Consider the following 18321-nt stretch of genomic DNA (forward strand, 5'->3'; position numbering starts at 1 on the left):
GGAGCCGCCGACATGCTATCTTAGCGTCCATGACCGCTCTGACGCTCGACTCACTCGCTATCGTGCAAATTCTGCGCAAGAGAGGCTTCTCGGAAGAGCAAGCCACTGGCGTGGTCGAAGCTTTTCGAGAGATCGACGCCGGCTCGCTCGCTACGAAGGCGGATCTACGCGAGGTCGAGCTGAAGCTCGAATCGAAGATCGAGACCTCTTCCGCCAACCTCAAGGTCGATATTCTCCGCTGGCTCGTGGTCACGCAGATGGCGCTGGGCGGGTTCCTGCTCGCGGCGCTGAAGTTCCTGCGCTGAGCCGGGCCTGAGCCGAAAGACCCGTCAAAAACATTCCTTTGCCACCTTCGCTATGGCTTTTGCGCGGCCACGCTCGGTCGACGCCTGAGTAGCACCGACGCCGGCAATCCAAAAGACGAAAAACGCCGCATGTTTGCGCCTTTCAAAATACGACGCGAAGCCCCTTACTTCCGCAACCACTCCGGCACAGAATCCAGCGCGATCAGCTGCTCCACGCTCGGGCGCTCGCGCACCACGGCCCACTCAGCGCCGTCGACGAGAACCTCCGGCGCGAGCGGGCGGCTGTTGTAGGTGCCCGCCTGCACCGCGCCATAGGCGCCGGCCGTCAGAATGGCCAATAGATCGCCCTGCGCCGGCTCGGGGATGGAGCGGCCGAGCGCGATGTAATCGCCCGTCTCGCACACCGGCCCGACGACGTCGGCGATGATGCGCGGATGCGACGGCGCCGCCTCGGCGACCGGGATCAGCTCGTGCCATGCGTCATAGAGCGTCGGGCGGACGAGGTCATTCATGCCGGCGTCGACGATGACGAAAGACTTGGCCTCGCCCTGCTTCACATAGAGCACGCGCGTGACCAATATTCCCGAATTGCCGACGATGAGCCGCCCCGGCTCGAACAGCAATTTGCACCCGAGCCCGGCCATATGGCGGCGCACGATTTCGGCGTAGCGATCGGGATGATAAGAGGCCGGGTCCTCGCCCTCGTGATAGGGAATGCCGAGGCCGCCGCCGAGATCGACATGGGAGATTTTGTGCCCATCGGCGCGCAGCCCCGCGACCAGCTCGGCGAGCAGCGAGAAAGCCTCGTCGAAGGGCGAAAGATCGGTGATCTGCGAGCCGATATGCATATCGACGCCCGTGACCTCTATGCCCGGCAGCTTCGCCGCATGGGCGTAGATTTCGCGCGCGCGCGACAGCGGCACGCCGAATTTATTCTCGGCGAGGCCGGTCGAAATCTTGGCGTGGGTCTTGGCGTCGACGTCGGGATTGACGCGCAGCGAGATATGCGCGCGCTTGGCCTTAGCGGAGGCGATGCGGGAAATCTCGGCGAGCTCGGGCTCGGATTCTACATTGAAGCAGAAAATGCCCTCGTCTATGGCGAGCGCGATCTCCGCCTGCGTCTTGCCAACGCCGGAGAAGGTGATCTTGCTCGCGGGAACGCCGGCGGCGCGGGCGCGCTTCAGCTCGCCGCCGGACACGACATCCATCCCCGCGCCGAGGCCGGCCAGCAGCGTCAGCACGGCCTGATTGGAATTGGCCTTCAGCGCATAGCAGACCAGCGCGTCGAGCCCGGCGAAGGCCGCCGAGAAGACCTGGAAATGCCGGCGGATCGTCGTCGCCGAATAGCAGTAGAAGGGCGTTCCGACCTGCTCGGCGATCTTTGCCAACGGAACATCGTCGGCGTAGAGCGCGCCGGCGCGATAGTCGAAGTGATGCATGTCGCTCTTATCTAGTCGAGAAGCGGATCGAGGATGAAGGGATATTGCTCGGGCGGCCGATAGCCCGGCGTGCCGGGGATATATTCCACCGCCTTCACATCCTCGGCGACCGGCGTCTTGCCGCCGACCGGCGTCAGCGTCGTCTTCTGCACGACGACGGCCTTGGGCCGCGCCGCGACCTCCGGCGGATAGTCGAGCGGGCCGCGCCGCCCGCAGCCGGAGAGCGCGAGCGCGAGAATCAGAAGCGTCGCCGCCGAACGCGGCCGGAGCAGATCAGCCATAGGTCTCATCCATCGGAGCCGTGACGGAAGGGCGCTCACCTCCCCCTCGAGGGAGGAGGTCGATCGCCGAAGGCGAGCGGGAGGGGGTGATACCCCCAGTCTCGGGGACACCCCACCCCGGACCGCTTCGCGGTCCGACCCTCCCCCTCTAGGGGAGGGTGAAAGTTCGCGGCACTATAGACGAAAGCGCGCGGATGACGAGACCGCACGCTCACTCTCATTTCTTCGCCAATTGCTTCAGCCAGCGCCGCGCCTGCTTGCGCACATTCTCCGGCGCCGTGCCGCCATAGCTCGTGCGGCTCTTCACCGATTTCTCCACGCCGAGCACGCTGAACACATCCTCGGTGATGCGCGGCTCGACCTCCTGCATCGTCTCCAGCGGCAGCTTCTCGAGGCCGATATTGCGCTCGGCGGCGAGACCGACGATGCGGCCGGTCACATGATGCGCCTCGCGGAACGGCAGCCCCAACGCGCGCACCAGCCAATCGGCGAGATCGGTGGCGGTGGCGTAGCCGGCGCCCGCCGCCTTGCGCATTCGGGGGCGATCGACGCTCATGTCGCGAATCATGCCGGCCATCGCCGCCACGCAGAGCGCGAAATTGTCGAGCGCGTCGAATGTGCCTTCCTTATCCTCCTGCATATCCTTGGAGTAAGCGAGTGGCAGGCCCTTCATCACGATGAGCATCGCCTGCAGCGCGCCGATGATGCGTCCCGTCTTGCCGCGCACCAGCTCGGCCGCATCGGGATTGCGCTTCTGCGGCATGATGGAGGAGCCGGTGGTGAATTTGTCGGAGAGCGCGACAAAGGCGAATTGCGAGGTCGTCCACAGCACGATCTCCTCCGCGAAACGCGAGAGATGCGTCGCCGCGATCGCCATTGCGGAAAGTGTCTCCAGCACGAAATCGCGATCGGAGACGCTGTCCAGCGAATTGGCCGTCGGCCGCGCGAAGCCGAGCGCCTTGGCCGTCTTCTCGCGATCGATAGGGAAAGACGTGCCGGCCAGCGCCGCCGCGCCGAGCGGAGATTCGTTCAGCCGCGCGCGGGCGTCGGCGAAGCGGCCGCGGTCGCGCGAGAGCATTTCGACATAGGCGAGCAGATGATGGCCGAAAGTGACGGGCTGGGCCGATTGCAGATGGGTGAAGCCGGGCATCACGCTGCCGGCCTCCTCCAGCGCCTTCTCGGCGAGGGCGAGCTGGAGATCGGCCAATTGCGCGTCTATGTCGTCGATCGCGTCGCGCACATAGAGGCGGAAATCGGTCGCCACCTGGTCGTTGCGCGAGCGCGCCGTATGCAGACGCCCGGCCGCCGGGCCGATTAGCTCGGCGAGGCGCTGCTCGACATTCATATGAATGTCCTCGAGCGCGCGCGAGAAGGTGAAGCGCCCCTCCTCGATTTCGCCGCGGATTTGCTCTAGACCCCGCGTGATGGCGGCGGCGTCCTCGGCCGAGATTATGCCGGTTTCGGCCAGCATGGCGACATGCGCGAGGGAGCCCCGCACATCCTGTGGGCCGAGGCGCTTGTCGAAATCGATGGAGACGTTGATCGCCTCCAGGATCGCGTCGGTTGCGCTCTGAAAGCGGCCCCCCCATATTTTGCTCGTCATAACTCCTCGCGGAACAGGGATCGATGACCGACCAGATGGAAAGCTCCAGCCGAGGCAATCTGCCGAAAATCGCGGGCGCGACTCTCGCTGTCGCCGCCATCGCCGGCGTTCTATACGTGAACGGCGGCGGCAGCGGCAAGACGAGCGTGGTGAGCCAGGCCTGCGCCGCCTCCCGCGACACCTCTCAGCGCGTTTCGGCCCTCGCCAAGGGCGAGGTCGCGGCCATGTCGATCACCAATGCGCCCGAGCCCATGCCGGAAGTGACCTTCACCGGCCCGGACGGAAAGCCGCGCAAGCTCGAGGATTTCAAGGGCAAGACCGTGCTGCTCAACCTCTGGGCCACATGGTGCGTGCCCTGCCGCAGCGAGATGGCCGCGCTCGACCGGCTGCAGGCGTCGGCCGGCTCGGACAAGTTCGAGGTGGTGACGATCAATGTCGACACCTCCAGGCTCGAGCGGCCCAAGGCGTTTCTCGGCGAGATCGGCGCGAAGAATCTCGCCTATTACGCCGATCCCAAGGCGGAAATCTTCTTCCAGCTGCGTCAGAGCGGCCAGGCGCTCGGCCTGCCGACGACCTTTTTGATCGACGGCTCCGGCTGCCAGATCGGCCTGATGCAGGGTCCGGCCAATTGGGATTCGGAAGAAGGCCGCTCTCTGGTGACGCGTACGGCGGAGCTCTCCTCGCGGCCGACGCCCTGAGGATGATGCTTTGACCGACGACATATTGCGGCCCTGGAAGGTCCGCTCCTCGCAGACGCTCGTGCAGGATTCCTGGCTCACGCTGCGCGCGGATCATTGCGTGACGCAGCGCGGCGTCTCGCTCGATCCCTATTACGTGCTGGAATATTCCGATTGGGTCCATGTCGTCGCGCTGGACGAGGAGGACCGTCTGCTCATGGTGCGCCAATATCGCCATGGCGCCGGCGTAGCGTCGCTGGAGCTGCCGGGCGGCAGAATGGACCCGCATGAGAGCGATCCCGTCGCCACAGGGGCGCGCGAGCTGCTGGAAGAAACCGGACACGCCGCGCCATCATTGCGACATTTGGCGCGTCTTTCGCCCAATCCGGCGAGCCACGCCAATTGGATTCACGTCCTCTACGGCGAGGGCGCGAAAGAGGTGGCGCCTCTGAAGCTCGACAGCGGCGAGGATATTCGCGTCGAACGTGTCCCCTGGCGCGAGGCGCTGGCCTTGGCGCTCGGCGGGGAAATCATCAACAGCCAGCATGTTGCGCTGCTGGCCATCGCCTTGGCGCAGACGAAAGGCGTCAAGATCGGCGGTTAGATTCACATTCTCCCACTTGTGGGAGAAGGCGGCCTAGCGCAGCCGGGTCGGATGAGGGCCATCCGAGACCGCGACGCGACCTCTGCCCATCACTGTTCTCGACGGCCCTATGGCGAGGGCCACCTTCTCCCGCGAGCGGGAGAAGGGAAACGCCGAGACGTCAGGCCTTGGCCGCCTGCCCGTGCGGAATGCCTTCCTTATCGAAGAGCGCGGTCAGCTCGCCGGACTGGAACATCTCGCGGGTGATGTCACAGCCGCCGATGAACTCGCCCTTCACATAGAGCTGGGGAATGGTCGGCCATTGCGAATAGGCCTTGATGCCGTCGCGAATGAACGGGTCGGCCAGCACATTGACGCTCTTGAAGGGAACGCCGACATGGCCGAGAATCTGGCAGACCTGCATGGAGAAGCCGCACTGCGGCGCAGCGGGCGTGCCCTTCATGAACAGCACGACGTCGGCGCTGTCGATCTCGTTCTTGATCGCGGTAGTGGTGGAGTCGGACATGGGGATTACCTCGTCTAGCGGAATTCAAGGTTCCGTTGCAGGCGGTCCGGCGAGCGCCGCCGGGCGTAGAAACGATTTTTAGAGAGCGATCGTGGTCAGCGCCAGAGCATGCAGCTCGCCGCCGAGGCGCTCGCCGAAAGCCTTGTTGACCATCTGATGCTGCTGCACGCGGCTCTTGCCGCGAAACGTCTCCGACTTCACCGAGGCGGCCCAATGATCGCCGTCGTCGGCGAGCGCGGTGATCTCGATCACGGCGTCCGGTATGGCCGCCTTGATGAGACGCTCGATTTCACTTCTTTCCATCGCCATTGCGCTTCGACCTCCTAAAAGCCTCGAGCGAAGACGCTGTCGTCCCCGGCCATATAGGCCGGCAACGGCGCCTGCTGCGCATGTTGCACGTCGCAAAGCAATATCGGCGCCTCACCGGGCAGATGCAACTCGTTTCCGCCCGTGGCGCCGAGAGCGAGAACCGCCACGCCGGCGGCCTTCGCATCCGCCTCGATCGCCGCCGCTTCCGCCGGCTCGACCACGACCAGATAGCGCGCCTGATCCTCGCCGAAGAGGATCGCATGGGCCGGGCCTTCCGGCAGGCGGTCCAGGGTCGCGCCGACGCCGCCGGCGATCGCCATTTCCGCCAGAGCCACGGCGAGGCCGCCATCCGAGAGATCATGAACGGCGAGCGCCCGCTGCGCGAGCACGAGCGCGCGCACGAAATCGCCATTGCGCTTCTCGGCCTCGAGATCGACCGGCGGCGGCGCGCCGTCGCGGCGGCCGGAAAGATCGCGCAGATAGAGCGATTGGCCGAGCCAGCCTTTCGTTTCGCCGATGAGCAGAATGGTCTTGCCGTCCGCGGGCAAAGCGATGGTGGAGGCGAGCGCGACATCCGATATCACGCCGACGCCGCCGATCGCCGGCGTCGGCAGAATGCCCGTCCCCTGCGTCTCATTGTAGAGCGAGACATTGCCGGAGACGATCGGGAAGTCGAGCGCATGCGCCGCCTCGCCGATGCCTTGCAGGCAGCCGACGAACTGGCCCATGATCTCGGGCTTTTCGGGATTGCCGAAATTGAGATTGTCGGTGAGCGCCAGAGGCTGGCCGCCGCGCGCGGAAATATTGCGCCAGGCCTCCGCCACGGCTTGGCGGCCGCCTTCGACCGGATCGGCCGCGCAATAGCGCGCGGTCACGTCGGTGGTCAGCACCAATCCCTTGCGCCCCTCGCGGATGCGCACCACGGCGGCGTCGCCGCCCGGCGCGCGCACCGTATTGCCGAGGATCAGATGGTCATATTGCTCCCAGACCCAGCGCTTGGAGCAGAGGTCCGGCGTCGCCAGCAGGGCGAGCAGCGCGCGCGCATTGGAGCCGACCGGCGCGATCGAAGCGGCGTCGAGAACTGGCGGCTTGGGCGTCGGGACATGGGGCCGGTCATAGACCGGCGCCTCGTCGCCGAGCTCCTTGATCGGCAGATCGGCCTCGACGACGCCCTTGTGCTTGACCACGAAACGCAGGTTGTCGGTAGTCTTGCCGATGATCGCGAAATCGAGGCCCCATTTCACGAAAATGGCCTCGGCCTCTTTCTCCTGCTCGGGCTTCAGCACCATGAGCATGCGCTCCTGGCTCTCCGAGAGCATCATCTCATAGGCGGTCATGCCTTCTTCGCGGCAGGGCAGGGCGTCGAGATCGAGCTCTATGCCGAGATTGCCCTTGGCGCCCATCTCCACTGCCGATGAGGTGAGGCCCGCCGCGCCCATGTCTTGGATCGCGATGACGGCGCCCGAGGCCATCAGCTCGAGACAGGCCTCGAGCAGAAGCTTCTCCGAGAAGGGGTCGCCGACCTGCACGGTCGGGCGCTTCTCCTCGGCGTCGGCCTCGAAGGAGGCGGAGGCCATGCTGGCGCCGTGAATGCCGTCGCGGCCGGTCTTGGAGCCGAGATAGACGATCGGATTGCCGACGCCCGCCGCCGCCGAATAGAAGATCGAATCCGTGCGGGCGAGGCCGACCGCCATGGCGTTGACGAGAATATTGCCGTCATAGGATTCGTCGAATTCCGTCGAGCCGCCCACTGTCGGCACACCGAAGGAATTGCCATAGCCGCCGACGCCCGCGACCACGCCGGCGACGAGGCGCCGCGTCTTGGGATGCGCCGGCTTGCCGAAGCGCAGCAGATTCAAACAGGCGATCGGCCGCGCGCCCATTGTGAAGACGTCGCGCAAAATGCCGCCGACGCCGGTCGCCGCGCCTTGATAAGGCTCGATGAAAGACGGATGGTTATGGCTCTCCATCTTGAAGACGCAGGCGTCGCCCCCGCCGATGTCGATAACGCCGGCATTCTCGCCCGGCCCCTTGATGACCCATGGCGCTTTGGTCGGCAGCTTGCGCAGATGAATGCGCGAAGACTTGTAGGAACAATGCTCGTTCCACATTGCCGAGAATATTCCGAGCTCGGTGAGGCTCGGCGCACGGCCGATCAGCGCGACGATGCGCTCATATTCATCTTGTTTCAGCCCATGCGCCAAGGCCGCTTCGAGCATTGTGTCTCCCCCGCCGGACGCGGCCTCGCCGCGGATTTCGGCTCGTGTTTCGGGTAAGTCGAATTGTCGCAGCCGCGACAGAGCTTTCAGAACGGGCGGCGCCGACGAATCTCCCGCTATTCTGCCGTTTCGCCCCAGAAAGGCCGCAAAATCCGGCGCTTCGCCTTCCGATTAATAGGATCGCCGCGCAATGGCAACTGCCGCGGGCTGTTGCCAAAGAGTCACAGCCGGAGAGAAAGAATTGTGAGACGAGGCAGTCTTTGATCTAGATCAAGTCATCCTGTCGAAAATCGGAGCAATTTGAGCGCCGACTCGGATAGGCGCGTCACGCGCCGTCCTAAAGAGCAATCGACGGGGGAGCCTGATGAGAAGTGTTTTGCGCGGCGCGCTCGCCGCATCCGTGTTGACCGCAGCGAGCGCTACGGTTCAGGCGGCCGATCTTCCTTCGATGAAGAGCGCGCCGCTGCCGCCGCCGCCACCGGCTTTCAGCTGGACCGGCCTCTACGGCGGTATCAACATCGGCTATGGCTTCGGCGATTCCAGCCGGGAGACGGGTGGTCTCGGCTATATTTCGGCGGGCTCGCTCGCGCCGGTCACGCCGCTGGGCTCCGCCTGGGGCGCCTCGCAGGATCTGCACGGCGTCATCGGCGGCGGACAGGTCGGCTATAATCATCAGGTCAACCCCTGGCTGGTTCTCGGCCTCGAGGCCGATATTCAGGCCACGGACGTGGAGAGCAAGGCGAAATCGGCGGTCGGCGTCTTCGACGGCAATGGCGCGCATCTGCAGAGCGCCGATTCGACCAAGGGCGTCGACTGGTTCGGCACTGTGCGCGGCCGCGTCGGCTTCGTGCTTCCGTCCATTCCCAATCTGATGATCTATGGCACGGGCGGCTTCGCGTATGGCCAGGTGATCCACAATGTCGGCTTCGCGGATAATTTCGCCGCCGCGGGCGCCGGCTTCCTGGGCGGCGCGGTCGGCCATGGCTATTCGGACGACACGCGCACCGGCTGGACGGCGGGCGGCGGCGTCGAATGGTCGCCGATCCCGAACTGGTCGGTCAAAGCCGAATATCTCTATGTCGATCTCGGCTCGACCAACGCCAATTCCGTCTCTCTGAACGGCGGCACGGCGGCGATCCTCGGCACGACGACGCCCGTCTTCGCCGCGACGCAGAATTCGCCGACCCGCTTCCACAATGTCCGCGTCGGCCTCAACTGGCACTTCGACCCCTTCGCGCCCGGCCTCGTCTCGCGCGCCGACGGCCTGTCGTCGCTCAAGGAGCCGCCGCCGCCGGCCTTCGTCGACAGCTATCAGCCCTTCCAGGTTCGCCTGAAGGTCGGCAGCGTCATTCCGCTGGACGGCCATGGCACTGTCTATGACCAGGGCATCGGCCATCCGGCGCTCGGCTCCATCGGCCGCCTCTCGGGCCTCACCGGCGCGAATGGCGTGATCTCCGGCGCCAGCACCAATACCTCGACGTCGATCATTCCCATGCTCGACGTCGCCTATTACCTCACGAAGAACTGGGCGATCGAGGCGATCTGCTGCATCGCGCCGCATCACATTCAGGGCACCGGCACCATCGCCAGCGACTTCGCGCGCTCCTGGGTGTTCCCGCCGTCCCTGATGGCGCAGTATCACTTCACCAACTTCGGCCAGTTCCAGCCCTATCTCGGCGTCGGCGCGAATTTCACGGCCTTCTGGGGCACGCGCGTCAACAACGACGTCTGGGGCATCCCCTTCGCGCCGGGCTCGGCGCTGGCCGGTCTCGGCCTGCCCGGAGCGCTCGCCACCTTCCAATGGGCGACTGTCGCTCCCTCTTGGGGCGTGGTCGGCCAGGCCGGCTTCGACTATATGTTCAACGAGCATTGGGGCGTGAACGTCGACGTCAAATATATCGGCATTCATCCGATGGTTCACGCGACGGCCGTCGCTTTCGTGCCGGGGGCGCCGGCGCTCGGCCCGATCTTCGTTCCGGTCAAAGTGTCGCTGCCGATCAACCCGATCGTCGTCTCGGCGGGCGTCACCTATCGCTTCGGCGGCGGCCTGCTGCAGCCCGTGCTCGCCAAATATTGAGCGACGCGCAAAGCTGAAAGAAAAACAAGCCGGCTCCGAAAGGGGCCGGTTTTTTTGTCGCCCGATTGCGATTCGCCTTGTTCTTTGCCGCCTCGCGGCTAGGATTCGGCCCGTTACCTGTTCGATTCGGTTCAATGCGACGATTCGCCGGCCCTTCCGGCGCGCTTTCCCGAAGGATCTGAACATGGAAAATCCGATCGACGCGCCGCCTTCCGATCATGCCGAGCCGAGCCAGGTCGAGCCTGCGCTCGAAGCTGCGCTTCCCGGCGAGCGCGACGAGGCGTCGGATGCTCCGGGACGGACGGGCGCCGGCTTCGCCAACGCCCCGGCTCTGCTCGTCACCCAGGGCAAGCATCGCTTCTACACCCTGGTTCTGCCGAGCGATCTGCTGGCCGCCACTTGCACGGTGGAGGCGCGGCTCGACAATCCGATCGACGGCTTCCAGCGCCTGCTCGACAAAAAACGCGCGCGCGAGATCGCCGATTATATCGACAGCGGCTTCGGCAGCGTGCCGAGCGCGATCATTCTCTCCGCGCAGCCGCGCGCGCAGCTGCAATTCGACCGCAAGAGCGGCGAGCTGACCTTCCGCAAGGATCCGCGCTCCTTCCTCATCATCGACGGGCAGCATCGCGTCTATGGCTTCAATCTGGCGGCCAAGAGCGTGAAAGTGCCGGTCGTCGTCTACAATAGGCTGACGCGATCGCAGGAATGTCAGCTGTTCATGGACATCAACACCAAGCAGCGTCCGGTGCCGCCGGAGCTGCTGCTGGACATTCGCCGTCTCTCCGAATCGGAGACCGAGGCCGAGGCGCTGCTGCACAATGTCTTCGATCTCTTCTCCAATGACGAGAAGAGTGTGCTCTCCGGCCTGCTGAGCCCCTCGGAGCGGCGCAAAGGCAAGATCTCGCGCGTGACCTTCAACGCCGCGCTGAAATCCATCGACGGCGCTTTCGTCGACGCCTCGGCGCAGGATGTCTATCAGGTGCTCAACGCCTATCTGCGCGCCTGCCTCAACGGCCTGCGCTATCATGGCGCGGAGGCGAATATCGCCAATCCGGCGCTGTTCAAGGCGCTGATCCTGCTCTTCGCCAATGTCGCCGAGCGCGTCTCGGACCGCTATGGCGGCCGCTACACCACGCAGAATTTCGAGGATATTCTCGGCCCTTTCTTCCGCAAGCTGAAGAAGAGCGAGCTGCCCAAGCCCGCGACCGGCCATTTGGCGCTCTATGAGCATTATCGGAAAGCGCTGAGCTCGGGCTTCTCGCTCAAGCAATGGCTGTTCGCATGAGGCTGGCCGATCGTCTAGGGCGCCGCCATCAGTCCCTCGCCCTGAGGAGCCCGCATCGATCTCGGGTTTACCCGAGATCGGCATGATAATGCCCAAGTCGGGCAAGCCCGACTTGGGTGCGGGCGTCTCGAAGGGTCGCCGCTGCGTGGGCGCTGGAGCGTCCTTCGAGGCTTTTTGCTGCGCAAAAAGCGCCTCAGGACAAGGGGTTGGATGTTTTCACTCCGGCTCTGATCGCGACTCTTCCAGCCGATGCGCGTCGAGCTTTTCTTTCTCGAGACGCGCGGTCGCTTCGCTGAGTTCTCGCTCGGCCTTGGTGCGGCCATGCGCGATGCGATTGGCTTCCGCCTCCGCCTCTTTGGAGCGCTTGTCCCTGAGCTTGCGAGCGCGTCGCAGATTGACGATCTCGCTCATGGCGAATCAGGTCTTCTTGCGGAAGGCGTCGATGGAGACGATCTTGGCGGCGTCGCCGCCGCTCTCCTCGGTCATGGGCGCCGGCTCCTGACGCTTCTCGCTGCGGGCGACGCGCGGGCCGGGCCGGACGGGCGTCGTCTCGCCGGCGGCGGGCTGCGGCCGCGCCGGGAAACGGGCCGGCTCCTCTTCCTCGCGGGCGGGGGCGAGCTCGTCGACCTCCCATTTGAGGCCGAAATCGACGGAAGGATCAGAGAAGACAGTCACCGCCTCGAAGGGCACATAGAGCTGCTCGGGAATGCTGCGGAAGGACAGGCCGACCGAGAAGCCGCGCTCATCGACGATGAGATTGGAATATTGATGCTGCAGGATGATGGTCATCTCCTGCGGCCATTGCTCCGCGAGGCGCTTGGAAATTCGGACCCCCGGCGCCTTGGTGCGAAAGCTGATGGTGAAATGATGGTCGCCCGGCAGACGGCCCGCGGCCGATGCATCGGCGAGAACCTTGCGCATGACGCCGCGAAGTGCGTCCTGGACGAGAAGATCGTATCTGATGAGGTCGGTGGACATGACGCTCGCCGAGAACCCCTGTTCGCTCTGCCCTGTCGGGACGAAAGTGGAGGCTTCTGTTGCCAGGCGCCTCCGAGCCCCGCCTAGAAGTGCTACCCCCTAGGGCTTGAATCCCAGTACCTTCACTGCATTACGCAGCGACGGCCACCGGAGCATAGTTGTCGTTGGCAACTATAAGGTTTGACCCGATAACGGCGGTATCATGCCGAGCGAAAAAGCACCCTTTACGCCCTCGTCGATCCTATTTCGCCCCCGCCACAAGCCGTCGCGCCAAATTCGCGCTCGCGTGACGGCCTCTGGTGGAGGCGCCGGGTACCGCCCCCGGGTCCGATAGGTTTATTACGGAGTTCGTTTATCGCCATAGCCGTCCCGAAGGTCGGCAGCTCACAATATACGCATTAAGGGCCGATGCGGAAAGGGGCTGCGGGGCAAAGCGGCGCCGATCTCCCCGACTTTCTCGCGCAGATTGAACGCACCGCATCCGCGCGAGCGTTGTAATGATTTGAATTTACGAATTCTTTTTCTAAAACGCGCGAAAACGCCCGCCGAGGATCGACGGGCGTTTCGCGAGCGGCCTACGGGGAGGGACGGCCGGCCTCGGATCAGTTGTGCTTGATGGCCTGGCCATCCTTGACGGTCAGCCCATCCTTGACCTGGGCGAACAGGGCGTCGGTGAGAATGCGGTTCTTCACCAGCTCGTCCGTGGTCTTATAAGGGCGGCCCTTGACGATCGCCTCGGCCAGAGTGTGGGTGAGGCCTTTCACGCCGGAGAGCTGCTCCACCGTCGCGGAATTGATGTCGAGCGGCTGGGAGACGGCGACGACCTGCTTGACCGGCGCAGTCGCGGTGGTCGCGGCGGCGGCGGGGCCGGCCGGGGGCTTCGCGCCGGGGACGGTCGCGGTCTGGGCGAAAGCCGGAGCGGAAGCGAAAAGGGCGATGGCGAGAATGGCGTTGGTCTTCATGATGGCTGTCTCCTTGGGACCGGGACATTTCCCCGATCGACTTGCGCATCATGCCGTGCTCGCGCTGAACCCGTTTTGAATGCGGCGTTCACCTGAAATTCACCCCGCCGAGCCCGGGCTTCATTTGCTTTTCAGGCAGGAGACGGCGGCCGGCACGCAGGCCGCGCCCACCATGGAGCAGCCGGCCGACCCATCCTCGAGGCGAGCGCAGACCAGGCAGCCGTCGGTCCATTCGAGGCAGGCGGGATGATCCTCGCCATAGGCCTGAGACGGCTTTTCCTCTGCGGCGAAGGCCATGCTCGCGCCGAGCAGCGCGAGGGCGACGGCCGCGCGCGCGATCACGCCTCGCCCACGCGCTTCTCGCCCACGCGCTTGGGCGCGGCGAAGCCGGCGGCGTCCATGGCGAGATGAATCTTGTTCTGCAGGCCGGCGTCGTCGCCTTTGACGATCAGCGCGGCATTGTCGGCCAGCGCGCCGCAGAGCGCCTTCACCCAGGGCTCCTCGCTCTTGGCGAAATCGCCCAAAACGTAAGAATGCACGCGCGCCTTGTCGCCCGGATGGCCGATGCCGAGCCGCATGCGCTTGAAATCCTGCCCGATATGGGCGCCGATGGAGCGCAGGCCATTGTGTCCGGCCGCGCCGCCGCCGATCTTCACGCGGCATTTGGCGGGGGCGAGATCGAGCTCGTCATGGAAGACGACGACATCCGACAGCGCGATCTTGTGAAAGCGCAGCGCCTCGCCGACCGAGCGGCCCGATTCGTTCATATAGGTCTGCGGCAGCAGCGCGAGCACGCGCTCGCCGGCGATCGTCCCCTCGCGGACGAGGCCCTGGAAACGCGCGCGCGACGCAGAGAAGCCATGGGCGTCGGCGATCTTTTCGACCGCCATGAAGCCGATATTGTGCCGGTTCCCGGCATATTCGCGGCCGGGATTGCCGAGGCCGACGAAAAGCAGCATGGCCTTTTGGCTCCGAGCCGAAGGAGGGCGATCGGCGGCGCGCGCCGATCGCCCGTCGCCTTACTTCTTTTTCTCGGGAGCCTTGGCGGCCGGAGCGGCCTTGGCTGCCGGGGCGGCCTTGCCGCCCTTGCCCTTGACCGGAGCCGCGGCCGCCGCCGCAGCGGCCGCGATCTCCTCGGCCGTGATCACCGGCGGCGCGATCGACGCCACGGTGAAGTTCTTGTCGGGATTGGTCGGCTTGCAGTTCGCCGGCAGGGTGAAAGCCGAAATCTGCAGCGAATCGTTGAAGTCGAGGCCGGTGAGATCGGCGGTGATGGCGTCGGGGATATTGTCGGCCGGCACCCACATCTCGATCGCGTGGAAGACGATGTTGAGCGAGCCGCCGCGCTTGATGCCGGGCGCCGCTTCATGATTGACGAAATGCACCGGCACGTCGACGCGCAGGCGCGAGCCGGCCTTCAGCCGCAGGAAGTCGACATGCAGCGGGAAGTCCTTGACGACATCGAGCTGATAGTCGCGCGGAATGACGCGCTCGGGCTTGCCGTCGATGTCGAGCTCGAAGATCGTCGTGAGGAAATGCCCGGCGTAGATGAGCTTGGTCAGCTCTTTCTTGTCGAGCGACAGCGGCGTCGGCGCCTCGCCGCCGCCATAGATGACTCCTGGTATACGGCCCTCACGGCGAACGCTGCGGGCGGCCCCCTTGCCTGTCCCGCTGCGCACCGTGGCCGCGAGCTTCTTGATCTCGGCCATTTCGGTGTCCTTTTTTCAAAGAGAAAGCGCGCCTTTCGCCTCCAGGGGTGTCGGATGCCGGCGCGCTGCTGCGGCTTATAGGCGAGCGCAAATTCAGAGGCAAGGCTCGGGGCGGGCGGCGAATGGCCGTCGCGTCGCGCGCCGTCGATGATTTTCGGAGACCAAACCCATGACGAAACGCCGAATTTATACGACGAGCTTTGCGAGCGTCTATCCTCTCTATGTCGCAAAAGCCGAGAAGAAGGGGCGCACCAAGGAGGAGGTCGATCAGATCATCTCTTGGGTGACAGGCTATGATCGAGCGGGGCTTCAGGATCGACTGAACGCGCAGGCCGACTTCGAGACATTTTTTGCGCTCGCTCCAAAGCTCAATCCTTTGCGCGCCTCCGTCAAAGGCGTCGTCTGCGGCGTTCGAGTGGAGGAAATCGCGGAGCCGATCATGCGGGAAATAAGATATTTGGATAAATTGATCGACGAGCTGGCGCGCGGGAAGGCGCTCGACAAGATTCTTCGCAAGAGCTGAGCGGGGGCGATCGATCGAGCGTATGCGCGGCATGCGCGGCGCCCGCCGCCATGGAAATCCCGAACCTTGCCGCCCTTTTCGAGATCGGGGAGCTTGACAGCCTTTTTCTGAGTCAGTTATATAACTACTAAGTTAAATATCTAACAGGTAATAGATGCAGGATCCCCTCAGCGCTACCTTCGCCGCTCTCGCGGACCCGACGCGCCGCGCGATCCTCGCCCGGCTCGCGCAGGGCGAAGCCTCGGTCGGCGAGCTCGCCGCGCCTTTTTCCATCAGCCAGCCGGCAGTCTCGAAGCATTTGAAGGTGCTCGAGCAGGCTGGCCTCATCACTCGCGGCCGCGCCGCGCAATCGCGTCCCTGCAAGCTGGACGCGGCGCGGCTGCGCGAAGTTTCCGATTGGCTCGAGACCTATCGGCGTTTTTGGGAGGAGAGCTTCGATCGGCTCGACGCCTATCTCGCGCAATTGCAAAAGGGCGACCCCGATGCTCCGAAGAATTGACGACGCCATCCCGCCGCTCACGATCACGCGGCGCTTCGCCGCGCCGCCGGCGCTGCTCTTCGACGCCTGGCTCGATCCGAAGGCGGTCGGCGGCTGGCTGTTCCGTACGCCGAATGGCCAATCCGCGCATGTCGAGATCGACGCGCGCATCGGCGGCGGCTTCGCCATCCACGAGCAGCGCGGCGATATCCTCGCGACGCATTTCGGCGAATATCTCGAGATCGAACGCCCGAGCCGTCTCGTCTTCACTTTCGGCGGGCAGCGCGAAGGGCCGTTCACGCGCGTCGAGATCGACATTCGTCCCGACGGCGCCGGAAGCCTCTTGACGCTGACGCAATTTCTCACCCCGGAATGGGCGACGAAATCCCTCGCTTTCCGTTCCGGCTGGACCGGAATTCTCGAGGGCCTCGCGCGTGAGACCGGCGAAGCGGATGCGCCGCATCGGCTCATTCTGCTGCGCACATTCGAGGCGCCCCGCGCGCTCGTCTTCAAATGCTGGACCGAGCCGCAGCATATGATGCGTTGGCTCTGCCCCGCGATATTCAATGTGCTGTTTGTCGAGAATGATCTGCGAATCGGCGGCAAATGGCGCGCCGGAATGCGCTCGCCGGAGGGCGAGGAGTTCATCCATCATGGCGAATATCTCGAGATCGACGCGCCTTCGCGTCTCGTGCTGACGCATCAATGGGAGCGCAATCATCTCGAGCCGAAAGCGCTGACGACGATCGAGGTGGAGCTCACCGAGCAGGGCGGCAAGACCGAGATGATCTTCGTGCAGAGCGGCCTCGCCACCGCGGAGTCCGCTGCCTCGCACCAGCATGGCTGGACCGGCGCATTCGACTATCTCGCCGAGCTCGCGCGCGAGCTGGCGACAAGCGATCAGTGAGGAGGCGTCATGTCCGACGATGCTCGCATTTCAGTCCCTTCGGACGCGCCCGAGATTTCCGGGACGCGTCTCTTCGATGCGCCGCGCGCGCTTGTTTTCGACGCTTTCGCCGCGCCCGATCGACTGGCGCGATGGTTCGGGCCGAAGGGTTTTTCGCTCACGACGCAAGCTTTCGAATTCGCGCCGGGCGGCGTCTGGCGCTTCGTCATGCACGGCCCGGACGGGCGCGATTATGAGAATAAGATCGTCTTTCGCGAAATCCTGCGGCCAGAGCGTATCGCCTATTTTCATCCAGGCGATGACGAGACTGTCGAGCCGGTGCGAATGGAGACGGTCATCGCCCTCTCGCAGGAAGGCGAGAAGACGCGCATCGAATGGCGAATGCGCTTTCCCTCGCTCTCCGAGCGCGATCGTGTCGAGCGCGACTATGGCGCCGCCATCGGCCTTGCCGAAAATCTCGGACGGCTCGGCGATTTCGTCGAGGAATCGGCGGGTCCCGTCTTCGTCGCGTCACGCCGCTTCGCCGCCTCGCGCGAGCTCTTGTGGAAGGCGTTCGCGGAGCCGGAGCGCATGGCGCAATGGTTCGGACCGAAAGGGATTCCCGTCGTCGCGTCGCAAATGGATTTTCGTCCCGGCGGCTCCTATCACTATGGGCTGCGGACGCCGGACGGCGGCGCCATATGGGGGCTCTTCGAATATCGCGAGATCGAGGCGCCCGCGCGCTTCACGCTCATCGCCTCCTTCTCCGACGCGAATCGCGGGCTGGCGCGGCATCCGCTGAGCGCGACTTGGCCGCTGAAGGTCGAGACGACCTATCGATTCACGGACAGCGACGGCGCCAGCGAGCTGACGCTGCGCGCGCGGCCCTTCGAGGCGAGCGCCGAGGAGATCGCGACTTTCGCCGGCGCGCTCGACGCCATGAGCGATGGGTGGGCAGGGACATTCGAGCAGCTCGAGAACTATCTCGTCCAGGGCTGAGCCAGTTTCCAAAATCATTCGAAGCAAAGGAGCATTCGATGACGATGAAGCCTTATCTGTTCTTTTCCGGCCGCGCCGATGAAGCCATCGCTTTCTACCAGAAAGCGCTCGGCGCCGAGGTTCAATTCTTGTTGCGCTTCGACGAGAGCCCCGAGCCGCCGCCGCCCGGCGCGCTCGCGCCCGATTGGGGACGGAAGATCATGCATTCCTGCCTGCGGATCGGCGATTCGGAAATTTTCCTTTCGGACGGCTGCGGAACCGACTCCGCTCGCTTCGAGGGCTTCGGCGTCTCGCTCGAGGCGCAGAGCGCGGCGCAGGCGGAGGGCTTCTATGCCGCGCTCCTCGACGGGGGCGAAGCGCGCATGCCCTTGGGCGAGACCTTTTTCGCGACGAGCTTCGGCATGGCGGTCGATCGCTTCGGCGTGCTGTGGATGATCATCGTTCCCAAATAGCGGTCGATGACGACGGTTGACGAAGCG

22 protein-coding genes and 1 other RNA gene are annotated in these 18321 nt (G+C 64.7%); 10 read left to right on the forward strand and 13 right to left on the reverse strand.

Annotated features, from left to right (window positions below; genetic code table 11):
• Positions 1-29: 29 nt before the first annotated feature.
• A complete protein-coding gene (locus GYH34_RS01420; protein ID WP_161912040.1) occupies positions 30-305 on the forward strand; it encodes a hypothetical protein in 276 nt (91 codons plus the stop codon).
• Between the two features lie 164 nt (positions 306-469).
• Here the strand turns inward: GYH34_RS01420 and lysA are convergent, their stop codons facing one another.
• The 3 genes from lysA to argH form a co-directional block, all read right to left on the reverse strand.
• Positions 470-1744 (reverse strand): diaminopimelate decarboxylase, encoded by a 1275-nt coding sequence (lysA, locus tag GYH34_RS01425; RefSeq protein ID WP_161912041.1) that lies wholly within the window; start codon positions 1742-1744, stop codon positions 470-472.
• A gap of 11 nt (positions 1745-1755) precedes the next feature.
• A complete protein-coding gene (locus GYH34_RS01430) occupies positions 1756-2025 on the reverse strand; it encodes a lipoprotein (RefSeq protein WP_024878410.1) in 270 nt (89 codons plus the stop codon).
• Between the two features lie 217 nt (positions 2026-2242).
• A complete protein-coding gene (gene argH / locus GYH34_RS01435) occupies positions 2243-3628 on the reverse strand; it encodes an argininosuccinate lyase (protein WP_161912042.1) in 1386 nt (461 codons plus the stop codon).
• Positions 3629-3651: 23 nt separating this feature from the next.
• On the opposite strand from argH, the gene GYH34_RS01440 reads away from it, so the two are divergent.
• Positions 3652-4326 (forward strand): TlpA disulfide reductase family protein, encoded by a 675-nt coding sequence (locus GYH34_RS01440; RefSeq protein WP_161912043.1) that lies wholly within the window; start codon positions 3652-3654, stop codon positions 4324-4326.
• A gap of 10 nt (positions 4327-4336) precedes the next feature.
• Positions 4337-4909 carry an NUDIX hydrolase gene (locus GYH34_RS01445; protein ID WP_161912044.1) on the forward strand — a complete coding sequence of 191 codons (573 nt, stop codon included), beginning with the start codon at positions 4337-4339 and terminating at the stop codon, positions 4907-4909.
• A gap of 160 nt (positions 4910-5069) precedes the next feature.
• Here the strand turns inward: GYH34_RS01445 and grxD are convergent, their stop codons facing one another.
• The 3 genes from grxD to purL all read right to left on the reverse strand — a co-directional run bounded on the left by grxD (position 5070) and on the right by purL (position 7942).
• Positions 5070-5414, reverse strand: a complete 345-nt coding sequence (grxD, locus tag GYH34_RS01450) for a Grx4 family monothiol glutaredoxin (protein WP_161912045.1) — start codon at positions 5412-5414, stop codon at positions 5070-5072.
• Between the two features lie 78 nt (positions 5415-5492).
• Entirely contained in the window at positions 5493-5723 is a 231-nt protein-coding gene (locus GYH34_RS01455; protein ID WP_024878416.1) for a BolA/IbaG family iron-sulfur metabolism protein, read from the reverse strand.
• Positions 5724-5737: 14 nt separating this feature from the next.
• Entirely contained in the window at positions 5738-7942 is a 2205-nt protein-coding gene (gene purL, locus GYH34_RS01460; RefSeq protein ID WP_161912046.1) for a phosphoribosylformylglycinamidine synthase subunit PurL, read from the reverse strand.
• A 364-nt stretch (positions 7943-8306) separates the two neighbouring features.
• On the opposite strand from purL, the gene GYH34_RS01465 reads away from it, so the two are divergent.
• Positions 8307-10019 (forward strand): OmpW family outer membrane protein, encoded by a 1713-nt coding sequence (locus tag GYH34_RS01465; protein WP_174242350.1) that lies wholly within the window; start codon positions 8307-8309, stop codon positions 10017-10019.
• Between the two features lie 184 nt (positions 10020-10203).
• On the forward strand, positions 10204-11307 hold the full coding sequence (locus tag GYH34_RS01470) for a DGQHR domain-containing protein (RefSeq protein WP_161912047.1): 1104 nt from the start codon (positions 10204-10206) through the stop codon (positions 11305-11307).
• Positions 11308-11523: 216 nt separating this feature from the next.
• Here the strand turns inward: GYH34_RS01470 and GYH34_RS01475 are convergent, their stop codons facing one another.
• From GYH34_RS01475 to GYH34_RS01505, 7 genes are all read right to left on the reverse strand, one after another.
• The gene (locus GYH34_RS01475) at positions 11524-11718 is read right to left on the reverse strand and encodes a DUF4169 family protein (RefSeq protein WP_161912048.1); all 195 of its coding nucleotides are present in this window, start codon (positions 11716-11718) and stop codon (positions 11524-11526) included.
• 6 nt (positions 11719-11724) lie between these two features.
• Positions 11725-12285: a ClpXP protease specificity-enhancing factor SspB gene (locus tag GYH34_RS01480; protein WP_161912049.1), complete on the reverse strand. Its 561-nt coding sequence runs from the start codon at positions 12283-12285 to the stop codon at positions 11725-11727.
• 45 nt (positions 12286-12330) lie between these two features.
• Positions 12331-12706, reverse strand: a transfer-messenger RNA (tmRNA) gene (ssrA, locus tag GYH34_RS01485).
• A 181-nt stretch (positions 12707-12887) separates the two neighbouring features.
• Complete coding sequence (locus GYH34_RS01490) at positions 12888-13247, reverse strand: helix-hairpin-helix domain-containing protein (protein ID WP_161912050.1); 360 nt, start codon at positions 13245-13247, stop codon at positions 12888-12890.
• A 120-nt stretch (positions 13248-13367) separates the two neighbouring features.
• Complete coding sequence (locus tag GYH34_RS01495) at positions 13368-13589, reverse strand: hypothetical protein (RefSeq protein ID WP_161912051.1); 222 nt, start codon at positions 13587-13589, stop codon at positions 13368-13370.
• Positions 13586-14206, reverse strand: coding sequence for an aminoacyl-tRNA hydrolase (pth, locus tag GYH34_RS01500; protein WP_161912052.1), 621 nt, complete (start codon positions 14204-14206; stop codon positions 13586-13588). The genes GYH34_RS01495 and pth overlap by 4 nt, the downstream gene beginning before the upstream one ends.
• Positions 14207-14266: 60 nt before the next feature.
• On the reverse strand, positions 14267-14956 hold the full coding sequence (locus GYH34_RS01505) for a 50S ribosomal protein L25/general stress protein Ctc (RefSeq protein ID WP_018267009.1): 690 nt from the start codon (positions 14954-14956) through the stop codon (positions 14267-14269).
• 169 nt (positions 14957-15125) lie between these two features.
• On the opposite strand from GYH34_RS01505, the gene GYH34_RS01510 reads away from it, so the two are divergent.
• From GYH34_RS01510 to GYH34_RS01530, 5 genes are all read left to right on the forward strand, one after another.
• Positions 15126-15479 carry a DUF2200 domain-containing protein gene (locus GYH34_RS01510; RefSeq protein WP_161912053.1) on the forward strand — a complete coding sequence of 118 codons (354 nt, stop codon included), beginning with the start codon at positions 15126-15128 and terminating at the stop codon, positions 15477-15479.
• 154 nt (positions 15480-15633) lie between these two features.
• Positions 15634-15978 (forward strand): metalloregulator ArsR/SmtB family transcription factor, encoded by a 345-nt coding sequence (locus GYH34_RS01515; RefSeq protein WP_161912054.1) that lies wholly within the window; start codon positions 15634-15636, stop codon positions 15976-15978.
• Positions 15962-16864, forward strand: a complete 903-nt coding sequence (locus tag GYH34_RS01520) for an SRPBCC domain-containing protein (RefSeq protein ID WP_161912055.1) — start codon at positions 15962-15964, stop codon at positions 16862-16864. The genes GYH34_RS01515 and GYH34_RS01520 overlap by 17 nt, the downstream gene beginning before the upstream one ends.
• A 9-nt stretch (positions 16865-16873) precedes the next feature.
• On the forward strand, positions 16874-17842 hold the full coding sequence (locus GYH34_RS21855) for an SRPBCC family protein (RefSeq protein WP_244635222.1): 969 nt from the start codon (positions 16874-16876) through the stop codon (positions 17840-17842).
• Between the two features lie 38 nt (positions 17843-17880).
• Positions 17881-18294: a VOC family protein gene (locus GYH34_RS01530; protein ID WP_161912056.1), complete on the forward strand. Its 414-nt coding sequence runs from the start codon at positions 17881-17883 to the stop codon at positions 18292-18294.
• Positions 18295-18321 lie beyond the last annotated feature (27 nt).

The sequence above is a fragment of the Methylosinus sp. C49 genome, from assembly GCF_009936375.1.
Taxonomy (GTDB): Bacteria; Pseudomonadota; Alphaproteobacteria; order Rhizobiales; family Beijerinckiaceae; genus Methylosinus.